We start from the raw sequence: 12,932 nt of genomic DNA, 5'->3' as shown, positions 1-12,932 counted from the left end.
ACGCAGTGGAATCTTCGAATCAAGTATGGTGATGCATCAGCTTTGTCACACGGCAGTAACGCATACCCACCCAAGCGAGATTTCGAGCAATTCCGTGCTGCGGTCGTGAAGCTTCTTGGCGGACAGGCATTCCAATAAATCCCAACGCAGAACAAGTCATGGGTGGCAACGGCGGACAAGCTCGTTAGTTCACTTTGCTCTGGATGCTCGACACCGCCGTGCCAGCACTCTAACATTCGGCTCAGAAATGCACTCAATGAAGAAGGGCGTCATATTGTTAGTCCTAGGTTGTTCTCTCGGGATTAACTTCGCTTTAGCTCATCAGGATACCATCTTGAAGCTGAAGAACGGCACCCTTGAGGGATTACCCAAGGTATTCCAGCCTGCGAGATTCGATCTGGAGAAGAAGGTTCTCACAATTGGCGGCAAGGATCTGCAATTGCCGCCCGTGGTAGAACGCTTGTTTCCTGACGCCCGTGAGGAGGATATATTTGGAAAGCTACAGACGGTGGAGGGAGTTCCCTACGATCTCACCTTTTCGGCATCTTGGTACCACGGGCCATCCATGTTGCCGCCCTACCTTCGGATCCGGATTACACCAAAGGAACGAGATTTCCGCTTTGAGATCCTGGTGGACATCCAAGCTGTGAAGCTTCTCGACGCGGAGATGATCGTCTCGCTCTCTCCGAACAGCTCTCAGTCTATTCCGATAGCAATCAAGGGATCGAATAGAGTTATTCCTTTCGATGGGGCTTGGGAGTCCGCCATCGGCACGTGGCAATCGGGCACCATCGTCGTCAATATCTCGCAAGACGCAATTTCCGCAACAGATCGGGGCAAAGCAGTTGAATACCCTGCTGGGGCCGTATCGGTCGTCAAGCCTGGGGTGATGTCGCTTCGATTGCCGGACGGGGCTGAAGAGGAGTTCGAGTTCTTGAGGAGTGGAGATATTCTCAATCTCTATTTGAAGCGCGGCGGGTTTGAGCTTGTGCTCGTAGGAAGCGAGACCTACGAGTTCTATCAGCGACTAAATCAAGAAGCAGAACAAGGCAGCGCTGGACAACCCGCTAGCCGTTCCGAGCCGGATTTGGAGGGTGGCGACAAACCTCAACCTAAATCCGAGGAACGCTCCCGATAGCGGGTGCGAAGCCTACGACCTTCTACCAAAAAATTATGACTATACCAACACGACTATCCTCAACGATTGCCGCTTCATTTGCAGCTCTCTGTATCGTTTCAACAGCATTCGGAATTGAAGACACACCTGAAAACCGGATCAGGGAAGCGGAGCGTTATTTGAAGGCCATACCACCTGAAGAAATGTTTTTGGACATGACGGAGGAGATGGCAAAAAACATGCCTGAGTCAGAACGTGAATTGTTCAAAGCTGTGATGACAAAACATCTGGATGTTCCAGCTCTCACCAAAACAATGAAGAATTCCATGGTGAAGCACTTCACAGCGGAAGAGCTGAAGGCTCTGGCTGATTTCTATGGGTCGGAGGTCGGAAAATCCGCAATGAAGAAATTCGGAGTGTATTTGGCCGACGTGATGCCAACCATTCAGGAAGAAGTGATGAAAGCACAGGATAAGGCGATCCGCGAATAGACAGGACAAGGCGGAGCTGGACAACCGGCTACCCGCTCCGAGTCCGAATGATTTCCGTAGCTACAATCATGAACCCGCACTCGGAGGCGCACCGTCGGTAGGCGGTGCCAGACCATTAGCGTTCGATAGAAAATGAAGATGCCCGACAATCTTGTGGATCATCCGCGCTACGGGCGTCGGCCTCGGATCACAGGATGCGACCTCCGGGGTGACAACCTGGGTCTCGATCCAAGCTGGAAATATACGATCGATGACGTGACGATTATTCCAGATACCGGGATTCGTGCCGACGTCTCAAAGCAACATGGGTCAGCGATTCCGATCTACGTGTATTACGATGTCTTGAAGACCTGCGTGGATTGCAGGAGGCCTTTCATCTTTTTCGCAGAGGAGCAACGCTATTGGTTCGAGACTCTTGGATTCGCCAATGACGCGAATTGCATTCGTTGTGTAGAGTGCCGCAAGAAGCAGCAAACCGATGATCGCGTGAATTCTGAGTATCAGCAGCTCCTCAAGAAGGAGGAAAAGTCTTGGGAGGATTTCCACGATCTTGCCAACGCGGCTCTGGATCTACACGTGCTCGGGCGGTTCAAGCGGATGGACAGAATCAGGCACTATTTTAATCAGATTCCTGACTCGGAACATCATCGCCTCAGAATCAAGCAGCTCAAAGAAAGAATCAAGAAAGTCGAACAAGTCATCGCACCACAACCCGCTGCCCGTTTCGAGTCGGATTCGGAGGATGGCGGCAAACCTCAACCTGAATCGAAGACTGGGTCCCTGTAGCAAGTGACACCACTTTAACGTTCGGCAGAAATACGATGAAGATAGCGGCATGGATCGGAGCAGGTGTAGTAATTATTTTACTAGCGTTTTTCACGGGCGCTAGGAATTCTCAAATCTCAGCAGTCGAAGCCCGCAACAAGATTGTTGCCCTTGGAAATGAACCCGGTATTACTCTTATTGATACTAAACAATTTGAGGGGGATGCCATACTTGGAAGCAGAATCGAGAAGAAGCTCCGAGATCTACTCCACGTTAACAAACGAGAAACCCCGCTTGTGATAGAGGATTACCACTTTAGAGGTCCGTCAGGTGCATTTACAGTTCAACTTTTAGACAAGACAGGCGAACCTGCAGAGATTTCGGTATATGGTATACCGACGGAATCAACTGCGACGGGTCGACTACTACGCAAAACGTTTCCGATGGTTGACTTTGTGGCCAAACCGTAAGAAATAATTCAAGCATTCATACAAATCATCACTCTCTAACACCCGCCTCTCCGCGAGTTCAATCAGTCATGATCCACTCAACTTTCATTCAGAAATCAAAACACCGCCATCGGACTGGCGTGGGAGATAGTTTCGACATTTTGCAGAAATATAATTAATCTTATGAACCAACAACTGTTATTTATTGGTGGACTTGGCAGCACTGAGTCGTTCATATTGATCGGACTTCCACTCCTATACGTCGTCCCCATTTGGATGTCGTTTAAAAAGTATCCCAAAGGGCAAGCACATTGGAGAGGATTATCGATCCTTGCCACATTGCTTTGGAGCTGGATCGGCTATATTCTGGTAAGTTCCATTCAAGCTGGAACCCGGGGTTATATAGATGGCCGTATTCAGCGACGCCAAACACATTTTAAGAAACAAAACAATCAGACCATCACCCTCAAGCCGATCAAGCAGCTACCGCCCCGCAGATAGAATCGCAGTGTAGCCAGAAAACACAGACCGTTTCGGAAGCGCGCATCTGATAACTGGTTGCGTTTTTTACACGGATCTGAAGCATGAGGATTCGTGAAGAATCAATTGTCGTGACTGCATATATCTTCCAGAAAATGAGAGGTCATTGGGTTATGATAGTTCTCACTTTCCTAGCCCTCCTGAGCTGTGGTAAGAATCACCCTACTAATATCAGCGAGATGACAGAATCCGAAGAAATCGGAGCCTATGCTAAATTTACGATCGATCGAATACCTCATGGGGCGCGGGTAAATGGAGCATACCCTGGAATGACGTTTGAGGAGAGCGCATACGCCGACATGTATTATTTTTGGCAAGGCACCATCATCAACTCTGGAAATGTGGCAGGTTACTTTTCATGGCTTGAAGATCGCAGGGCTGACCTCGAAGCGCTTGGAGCGACTGGATGCCTCAAGGCTTTGGAAAATCTGCGTCCGCTCTACGAACAAGCGGTTCGTGACGGTAGAACGAAGGATTGGGAGCTTGGAGATGCTGCTTACCGCCAAAAGATTGAAGAACTAGAGGAGCCAGCATTTGAAGATGACTGGGATCGGCTATTTTTGGAGTTCGGCCGCAAACACTTCACATTGACCGAATAGAATCCGATGGTCACGAAGCAACTGTGGTAGCCGGGGATGTCCTCATTCGCCATGGTCATTGCATGCGGCTTTATAGAAAAAAGACCAACACAGCAGTTGTCGATCCCTACACGATTTTCCAAAAATGAAAGAACAGCTGGTAGCGCTCATTGCCGAGTCGAGTCTGCTTCTGATCGCAGCGGAAAATCTTGCCCTTACCCATGAAGACATCGTTAAGTGGGCTGATGCGAAGATTGCAAATATCGAGTTTCCACCGGATTGGTTGATTGCTTTGTCACTACTTGATTCCACCCACATGGAGGACTATCACTCCGTGCTTCGACCTGTAGCACATCTTCATGAGTCCAACGCGGATCATGCCATCGCGTTTGTCCTTAATGCGTATAGATCGGGCACCAGATCACTTCATGACACTCTCACGGGGCTTTGGAAGATCTGGTGTGGTCCCGACAACAGGTACGAGACTGAATTTTTCCCAAGCAGCTTCGAGAATATTTTGATCCAGTGGGACTGCCTCGATGACCTTTCCCAAATCCCCCCTGAGTTGGTCACACGGTGCGATGAAGAATTTGCCAAATACCGATCTGAGCATTCTGAGACCATGAGTGCGGCCGAAGAGTTTCTGCGTAAGATAAAGAACAACAGCCAACAAATCGACGAAGATCCTACACTCGACTGAATAAGAGATTCCGTGGAGCTACAGCATTTGCCACAAGAGCCATGATCATGGTTGAATTCTGAAGTTCTGTCGTCTATTTGAACAACAAGCATCGGTTGAACTCGTTTTCCATCATGAAAACCCGAAACCTTTTTTGGTTCGGTCAGAAACATGCCGAACGCGACGCCAAATGTATCGGTAACTATTTGAAAAAATGAGTCACTCCACTCAATCGAGATCTGTCTCAAACTCTGAGGGAAGATCATCCCTAAAATCGTTAAAGAACTCCACGATTTGTCTCGGCACGCAGATCATCGTCCAGAATGGAGCGATGATTTTTTTCATGCGGGTGGCGCACTTGCATATTTTTTCGGCAGTCACTTTATCTGCGCTAATTGGATTGCTTGTCAGTTTATCCGTATTTCGCATTCTGAAATCCAATGTCCCTTAAGAACCCAAATCGCGCCCCACGGAAACAAGCAGGCGTGGCAAGGAACGCAAGATGCGCAAAGTGATTTTGACGACACCCAACCGGATCGGAGCGTGTAAGGCCACTGAAGGGTTGCTGTTCTTTTTTCGCGGGTTATGGATGGAAGTGTGACTACGACTCCACCAGTGGTTTTGACCATCGCCGGCTCGGATTGCTCCGCTGGCGCCGGGATTCAAGCCGACCTAAAAACCTTTCAACATTTCCACACGCATGGACTGACTGCGATCACTTGCGTGGTGTCGGAAACCGCGGAAATCGTGCGCGAAGTGCACCCGGTGCCGATCGAAATTGTCGCCGATCAAGTAGCGCTGATGATGGATTCGTTTCCGGTAGCTGCCGTCAAAACAGGGATGTTATATTCGGCCGAAATCGTCCGAAAAGTCGCCGAGATTCTGCAAAATTTCCCGAATGTTCCGCTCGTTGTCGATCCCGTCATGATTGCTTCTACCGGGGCTTCGCTACTGGAGCTCGATGCCATTCTTGCCTATCGCGAGCTTCTGCTACCGATGGCGACTGTTATCACGCCCAATCTCCCGGAAGCCGAGGCATTATTGGGATTGGAAATTCAGGGTGAATCCGCGCTCGCCCCCTCTGCCCAGGCGCTCGCGGCGGAATTTAGCACAAGTGTGCTGTTGAAGGGCGGCCATCTGCCCGGCCCGAGCTGCACCGACTTGCTCATTCACGAAAACATCTTTCATCGCTATTCCTCACCGCGCCTGGAAGTTGCCGCGTCCCACGGCACCGGATGCACTTTATCGGCTGCCATTGCCGCATGTCTCGCCAATGGACAAACCCTCCCGGAGGCAGTCGCAAATTCAAAATCCTACCTCACTGCGACCCTGGCAAGCGGCTACGGCCTGACCAACGCCCGAGGAACCATCCATGCTTTAAACCAGGGAACCTTGGATTTTTCGACAATTTGAGGTTGGGTTCCGACGATTTCATTCTATGGAAAGCAGCATGCGCACTGCGGTTTACGCCGGATCTTTCGATCCCCCGACAAACGGCCATCTCTGGATGATCGAGCGAGGCCTCGAGTTGTTCGATCGCCTGATCGTGGCCATTGGCGACAATCCATCGAAGAGTTACAGCTTCACCGTGGATGAGCGGCTGGATTTGCTGCGGAGCTCCGCCCCCGATAATGAGCGCCTGACCATTGAGTTTTTCAACAACCGCTATCTGGTCGACTTCGCCAAGGATCAGAATGCTCAATACATTCTTCGCGGAATCCGCTCGCCCCATGACTATGAATATGAGCGGGTGATGCGCCACATCAATGGAGACATGGCGCCAGACATCACCACCATTTTCCTGATGCCACCGCGGGACATCGCCGAGGTTTCATCCAGCATGATCAAAGGTCTAACAGGTCCGGAAGGTTGGGAAGAAATGGTCCGCCGCTACGTCCCGGGGCCGGTTTTCACCGCTCTGGCCGCAAAAGGCACCTCGATCTGAGATTGTAGCCGGATTTCAGTCACTCTTTCTCGCAGAGCTGCATGACATGTGCTTAGGATCTCTCTCGATGACTAGTGAACACGAACGACTCGCGGAAAATGGAGCCCGCACCAAGAACTGGCACCGCTGGGGCCCGTATCTCAGCGAGCGCCAATGGGGCACAGTTCGTGAGGATTACTCGGATCACGGTCACAGCTGGTCGAATTTCCCGCACGACCACGCGCGGCGCCGTGCTTACCGTTGGGGAGAGGACGGATTGCAGGGCTGGTCCGACCGCCAATGCCGACTTTGCTTTGCTCCAGCCTTATGGAACGGCAAGGATTCCATTCTCAAAGAACGGCTTTTTGGACTGGGCGGAAACGAGGGCAATCACGGCGAGGATGTTAAAGAATGCTACTACTACCTCGATTCCACCCCCACCCATTCCTACACCAAGGCGCTCTATAAATATCCACAAGCGGCCTTTCCCTACACCGCCATTCGTGTGGAAAACCAGCGACTCGGTCGCGAAGGCCCTGAACTGGAACTGGCGGACACCGGGATTTTCAAAGACGGGCGATACTTCGACGTTTTACAAGAAGTCGCCAAGCGCACCCCAGAAGATATTCTCTGGCGCATCACCATCAAAAACTGGGGGCCGGAAGCAGCTCCCATCCACATCCTCCCCACCCTCTGGCTGCGCAATATCTGGGCCTGGGGATGCCCGCGTGAGACACCTCGCGTGAAGCCCTTGATCAAACAGGATGAAGAAGATCCGAGTTCTCTGGTGATCTCCCACGAAACCTTGGGCAGCTACCGGTTCCACATCGACTGCCCAGGCAGCACCTGCAAGCTACGCTGGCTGTTTACCGAAAATGAAACCAATTACAGCAGTGTCTTCGGCACGCCGAACGGCTCCCCTTATGTCAAAGATGCATTCCACCAGTATCTGATCAAAAAGGATAAATCCGCGATCTCCCCCAAACCGGAAGGAACCAAGGCAGCAGCATATTACAAATTCACGCTGCAACCTGGGCAGAGCATCACGCTGCGCTGCCGACTCCACTCGGTTCTTCAAGACAATGGATGCCCTAAGCTTGAGGAATTCGATGAAACGATGGCGGCGCGCATCCGCGAGAGTGATGAATTTTATGAACAAATCATCCCGCTGAGCATTTCCGCTCCCGAGCGAATGATTTGCCGACAAGGCTACGCGGGACTGCTGTGGACCAAACAATTCTTCTACTACGTGGTCGACGACTGGCTGAAGGGCGACCCGAACATGCCGACGCCGCCCGAGGGTAGAAAGAGCGGGCGAAACTCAGATTGGCAGCACTTTTTTGCCAGAGATATCCTCTCCATGCCGGACAAGTGGGAGTATCCCTGGTTCGCCGCGTGGGACACGGCTTTCCACATGATCCCCTTCGCGGCGATCGATCCTGACTTTGCGAAGCGCCAGCTGCTGCTTCTACTACGGGAATGGTACATGCATCCGAATGGCCAGCTGCCTGCCTACGAATGGAATTTTTCCGACGTCAATCCGCCGGTTCATGCCTGGGCGGTTTGGCGGGTTTATAAAATCGCCGACAAGAAAGGTCAGCGTGACCTGCTCTTCCTGGAACGTGCATTCCAAAAACTGCTGCTCAATTTCACCTGGTGGGTCAATCGTAAGGACGTCGAAGGCCGTCATGTGTTTGGTGGCGGATTCCTTGGTCTGGATAACATCGGAGTGTTTGATCGATCTCACGCCCTTCCCGATGGCGGCCATCTCCATCAGGCGGACGGCACGGCGTGGATGGCCTCGTTCTGCCTCACCATGCTCTCCATCTCCCTTGAGCTGGCTTTGGAAAAACCCGCGTACGAGGACATTGCCTCCAAGTTTTTCGAACACTTCGTCAACATCACGGATGCGATCAATTCGCTCGGTGGCACGGGACTCTGGGATCCGCAAGACGGGTTCTACTACGATCAGCTGATCATCAACCGCGAAGAGCCGATCCCATTGCGCATTCGGTCACTGGTCGGGTTGCTGCCACTCTGCGCGGTCACCGTGCTGAAGCAAAAAACCATCGATGCGCTCCCGGGCTTCCGCAAACGCATGGATTGGTTCCTCACCAACCGGCCGGACATACTCAAATACATCACCGCACGCCGCGTCCCTGGTAGCAAAAATCCAGGTCGCTGCCTGCTGGCCATTCCATCAGAAAAACGTCTGCGCATGTGCCTTGAGCGCATGCTCAGTTCGGATGAATTTCTATCCGAGTTCGGCATCCGCTCCCTAAGCAAAGCTCATTTTGATCAACCGTTCATCTTCGAGCATGGCGGCCAACGCCACGAGGTTGAGTACACTCCTGGCGAATCAACCTCAGACATGTTCGGCGGAAATTCAAACTGGCGCGGCCCCATCTGGTTCCCCACGAATTTCATGATCATCGAAGCACTGGAGCGCTATCACTACTTCTACGGCAGCACGTTCACGATTGAATATCCAACCGGTTCCGGAAATTCGGTCACCTTGTTAGATGTTGCGATTGATCTCTGTGATCGCCTGATTTCCTTGTTTCTGCCGGGTGAAAACGGCCACCGCCCATGCTTCGGAGACGCTCCGCGCTATGCGGAACAGCCCGACTGGCAAAACCTCCTGCTGTTCCACGAATACTTCCATGCGGAAACGGGTGAAGGTCTCGGGGCGTCCCACCAAACCGGCTGGACCGCCTTGGTGGTACGACTCGTTCGCGATCGCAGGGAAAAGCTGGTCGAAGCAAACATGAATCCGCCCTCCTAACCGGGCCTCACCTCACACCAACCACCGGACCAACGAACCTTCAAGCCCACCTGATAGAGTTCTTTCATCCGCTCATTGGTTAGAATTTTTTTCTTCGGACCATCTGCTGCCACTTTGCCGTGATCTAACAAAACCACGCGATTCATCGCGGGTGGTATTTCACCAGGATGGTGGGTAACCAATACCAAAGCCCGCCCGTCCTCCAATAATTGTTGCAACAAGCCGGATAACTGAAGCGAAGCCGCGAAATCCAATGCAGTCGATGGCTCGTCCAATACCAAAACCTCCGGCTGGTGCACCAGCGCGCGCGCGATCAAAAACCTACGACGTTCACCGGATGACAGGCTTCCAAATTCCCGCTTCGCTAAATTCGCCACTCCCATCCGCTCCATCGCATCCATCGCAGCCACGCGATCTGCTGGAGAAAATCGCATCCATTTGGTCCGCCCGTAGGCACCCCGCAACGAAGAAAGCACCGCATCTCCAGCCAGCTCTTCTGGATCAAATCTAGCAACCTCTTCCGGCATCACGACTCCGATGCGATGTCTCAATTCTTCCAACGACCAAAGTTCCTCGCCAAACAACCGACATTCAGACCCGCGACCGGATTCGGCACGGACTTCACCGGTCAACAGCTTTAAAAACGTACTCTTGCCGGCACCGTTCGGCCCAAGGATGGCCAGACTTTCACCCGCGCAAATGCTCAGGCTGAAATCATCAAGCGCGAGCGTTTCTCCACGCCAAACCCGGGCATTCCGAATCTCAAAAAAAGGAGCGTCCACCGCGCGATCCCGCCGAACTACCGGAAAGATTGCAAGCCTGATCACCGCCTGACGAATCGGTTGTGATTTACCTTGCAGAGCCATTTCGCAGAGCTTACATCGGCTGCGTCCTTGCGCTTCCACGACGGTCACCACCTCCACTGAAGAAGCCTCTCCAACTCCTGTTTGCGATCTTCGCCTGCCTCCATTTGGCGGGCGGCCCGTATTCCATCGCCCAGACGTACGCATGGATCAACATGCTGATCAGCTACTCGCAGAATGATGGGATCGTGAAGGCAACCGTCGACACCTTCAGCGGCAACAAACCTTGCGCGATTTGCTGTAAAATTCAGGAAACCCGCAAATCCGAGCGCAATAAAGATGAGCGCAGCACCCCACCCGGCTCGACTTCTGCAAAACTCCTGCAGGAACTTCTTCCCACGAAAAACACCACCCTGCCCGTCCCGGCGAGCTGCGACATTTCCCCCAGCGCTTTTCCTGGCGTGAGCCTGCCACATGGTCTGTTGAGCGATGCACCACCCGTGCCGCCGCCATGTCGGATCGGCTGATTTAACCACCCTGTTCCTGAGCTCCGTCGTGCCCGCATCGCACGACCCGTGATCCATCGGCGCACTCACGTACCCGTATGCCGTCACTTGAGCTCATCTGCCCCTCTGGTCCGCGAATCCCCGGTCAAACCGGGAGCGCAAGGACAAGGACCGGACCTTCCGTCGGGCGCGGAATCGCGCCCCGGCGGAAGGAACTCCGGCTTCATTTCTAACAACTTGATTCATTTATGAAAACTTTCCCATCCAATACCCTCATCGTAAGCCTTGGTTTCGCCGCAAGCCTGCAGGCACAAACATCGGAATCCTTGCAAGACCTGGTGGTCACGGCTTCCAAACCTGAAAAATCACTCACCGTCGCCAGTGCCGATTTAGCAAAAAAAGAACTCGCAGAAACTCCGGGCGGCACGGAAGTGATCGAGGCCGAAAGATTCCTCACCGGCCGCGCCAGCACCTTGGCCGATACATTTGCGCTGTCCCCAGGAGTCGTGGCGCAATCTCGCTTTGGGTCCGATGAAGCGCGAATTTCAATTCGAGGTTCAGGACTGCAGCGCACGTTTCACGGTCGAGGCATCCGCGTGCTGCAGGATGGTATTCCGATCAACCTGGCGGACGGCGGATTTGACATGCAAGCCATTGATCCACTGGCCGCAGATTACGTGACTGTTCTGCGCGGGAGCAATGCCCTCTCACTCGGGTCCTCCACACTGGGCGGGGCGATCAACTATGTTTCAGCGACCGGGCTCAGTGATCCGGGTGGTTCCTTCCGCATCGAGGCAGGTTCCTACGATTACCTTCGTACCCGCATTGCTGCCGGCATGAGCGAGGGCGATCTCGATGGTTATTTCAGTCTTTCAGAAGCCTATCAAAGTGGATTCCGCGACCACGCCCAACAAAACGCCCAGCGGTTGTTCAGCAATTTCGGATGGAAAATTTCCGATGACGCTGAGTCCCGGATCTATTTCAATGCCGTGCGAACGGTTTCCGAGCTGCCGGGCAATCTCACCAAGGCTGAATTGAAGGACAATCCTCGCTCGGCCGATCCATCCGCAATCAGTCAGGACACCCACCGCGACTACGAATTGTATCGGCTTGGCAATAAAACCGTATTCCAAAACGGTCCGAATACTTTCGAATTCATTGCCTCATATTCCTACAAGGACCTCGATCACCCACTGAGTTTCGGAGTTGTCGACCAGTTATCCAATGACTTGATGCTTGGCACCACTTTCACGGACAAGTCCGACTTTTTTGGACGCGAAAACCAATTTCAATCCGGCCTCTATTTGACGCGCGGAGAAATCAACAGCGCCACTTTGCAAAATCTATCAGGCCATCGTGGGAACCTGACTGCATATTCCGAACAAACCGCGACCAATCTGGAATTTTTCGCAGAAGACCAACTCGCATTGGGCTACGGATTCACCGGGGTATTGGGAGCAACAGCCGCTCACACCCGACGGGAAAACGAGACTCAATTGGGAAGTGCCGCGAGTTATGATCGGATCTACAACGATTTCTCTCCCAAATTCGGCGTTCGCTGGGATGCGGAAAACTACCAGATCTACGGGAATGTTAGTAGCAGCTTCGAGCCGCCATCGTTCTCCGAAACGAACGGGTCGCTCTCACCTAACAAAGCCCAGACAGCGGACACCATCGAGCTGGGAACCCGTGGGCACCATGGAGCCTTCCGTTGGGACGCGGACATCTATCATTCCGAAATTAAAAATGAGTTTCTCGCTTTGAATGATGCGAGTGGGAATCCGTTAGGAACCACCAATGCCGATAGAACCCTTCACCAAGGCGTTGAATTTTTTGCCGAAGGAGACCTGCTCGGCACCCCGCTCGATCAAGTGGCGGAAAACCGGCTTTTCCTGCGCGGTGCATGGACCTACGGCCGGTTCAAATTCGATGGAGATGAGACTTACGGCGACAACACCATTGCCGGACTGCCCCCCCATCTGATTCGCGGTGAATTGATTTGGCAAAACCAAATCGGCTGGTACGCCGGCCCCACTTTCGAGTGGGTCCCAGTGAAGAGCTACGTCGACCACGCCAACACCTCCAGTGCGGATCCTTACGCATTGCTCGGTTTCAAGATCGGCCGTCGGCTGGACAGCGGACTGTCCTGGTTCATCGAGGCGAAAAATCTAACCGATAAGAAATATGCCGCCACTACCGCGGTCATTGCCGATGCAAACGGCAGCGACACCCGCAATTTCCTCCCAGGAGATGGGAGGAGTGTGTTTGCGGGCATCGAGTTCAAGTGGTAGCCGC

12 protein-coding genes are annotated in these 12,932 nt (G+C 52.8%); 11 read left to right on the top strand and 1 reads right to left on the bottom strand.

Annotated features, from left to right (window positions below; genetic code table 11):
- Positions 1–256 precede the first annotated feature (256 nt).
- From JIN85_RS09530 to JIN85_RS09490, 9 genes are all read left to right on the top strand, one after another.
- Positions 257–1,138: a hypothetical protein gene (locus JIN85_RS09530; protein WP_200270010.1), complete on the top strand. Its 882-nt coding sequence runs from the start codon at positions 257–259 to the stop codon at positions 1,136–1,138.
- Positions 1,139–1,173: 35 nt separating this feature from the next.
- Complete coding sequence (locus tag JIN85_RS09525; RefSeq protein ID WP_200270008.1) at positions 1,174–1,608, top strand: DUF2059 domain-containing protein; 435 nt, start codon at positions 1,174–1,176, stop codon at positions 1,606–1,608.
- Between the two features lie 138 nt (positions 1,609–1,746).
- Positions 1,747–2,394, top strand: a complete 648-nt coding sequence (locus tag JIN85_RS09520; protein ID WP_200270006.1) for a zinc-ribbon domain containing protein — start codon at positions 1,747–1,749, stop codon at positions 2,392–2,394.
- A 35-nt stretch (positions 2,395–2,429) separates the two neighbouring features.
- Positions 2,430–2,843, top strand: coding sequence for a hypothetical protein (locus JIN85_RS09515; RefSeq protein WP_200270005.1), 414 nt, complete (start codon positions 2,430–2,432; stop codon positions 2,841–2,843).
- Between the two features lie 563 nt (positions 2,844–3,406).
- The gene (locus JIN85_RS09510) at positions 3,407–3,961 is read left to right on the top strand and encodes a hypothetical protein (protein ID WP_200270003.1); all 555 of its coding nucleotides are present in this window, start codon (positions 3,407–3,409) and stop codon (positions 3,959–3,961) included.
- A 124-nt stretch (positions 3,962–4,085) separates the two neighbouring features.
- A complete protein-coding gene (locus tag JIN85_RS09505) occupies positions 4,086–4,640 on the top strand; it encodes a hypothetical protein (protein ID WP_200270001.1) in 555 nt (184 codons plus the stop codon).
- 576 nt (positions 4,641–5,216) lie between these two features.
- On the top strand, positions 5,217–6,032 hold the full coding sequence (gene thiD / locus JIN85_RS09500; RefSeq protein ID WP_200269999.1) for a bifunctional hydroxymethylpyrimidine kinase/phosphomethylpyrimidine kinase: 816 nt from the start codon (positions 5,217–5,219) through the stop codon (positions 6,030–6,032).
- Between the two features lie 25 nt (positions 6,033–6,057).
- Positions 6,058–6,564 (top strand): pantetheine-phosphate adenylyltransferase, encoded by a 507-nt coding sequence (gene coaD, locus JIN85_RS09495; RefSeq protein ID WP_234047339.1) that lies wholly within the window; start codon positions 6,058–6,060, stop codon positions 6,562–6,564.
- A 67-nt stretch (positions 6,565–6,631) separates the two neighbouring features.
- The gene (locus JIN85_RS09490; RefSeq protein ID WP_200269997.1) at positions 6,632–9,328 is read left to right on the top strand and encodes an MGH1-like glycoside hydrolase domain-containing protein; all 2,697 of its coding nucleotides are present in this window, start codon (positions 6,632–6,634) and stop codon (positions 9,326–9,328) included.
- Here JIN85_RS09490 and JIN85_RS09485 read toward each other — a convergent pair.
- Positions 9,325–10,110: an ABC transporter ATP-binding protein gene (locus JIN85_RS09485; protein WP_200269995.1), complete on the bottom strand. Its 786-nt coding sequence runs from the start codon at positions 10,108–10,110 to the stop codon at positions 9,325–9,327. The two genes, JIN85_RS09490 and JIN85_RS09485, sit on opposite strands and share 4 nt — an antisense overlap.
- Positions 10,111–10,172: 62 nt before the next feature.
- Between JIN85_RS09485 and JIN85_RS09480 the strand changes: the two genes are divergently transcribed.
- Both JIN85_RS09480 and JIN85_RS09475 read left to right on the top strand, forming a co-directional pair.
- On the top strand, positions 10,173–10,658 hold the full coding sequence (locus tag JIN85_RS09480; RefSeq protein WP_200269993.1) for a hypothetical protein: 486 nt from the start codon (positions 10,173–10,175) through the stop codon (positions 10,656–10,658).
- 227 nt (positions 10,659–10,885) lie between these two features.
- Positions 10,886–12,928 (top strand): TonB-dependent receptor family protein, encoded by a 2,043-nt coding sequence (locus JIN85_RS09475; protein ID WP_200269991.1) that lies wholly within the window; start codon positions 10,886–10,888, stop codon positions 12,926–12,928.
- The last annotated feature ends 4 nt before the right edge of the window (positions 12,929–12,932 follow it).

It is taken from the genome of Luteolibacter pohnpeiensis, from assembly GCF_016595435.1.
In the GTDB taxonomy this organism is placed as follows: Bacteria; Verrucomicrobiota; Verrucomicrobiia; order Verrucomicrobiales; family Akkermansiaceae; genus Luteolibacter; species Luteolibacter pohnpeiensis.
This window is presented reverse-complemented; position numbering and strand designations above follow the sequence as displayed.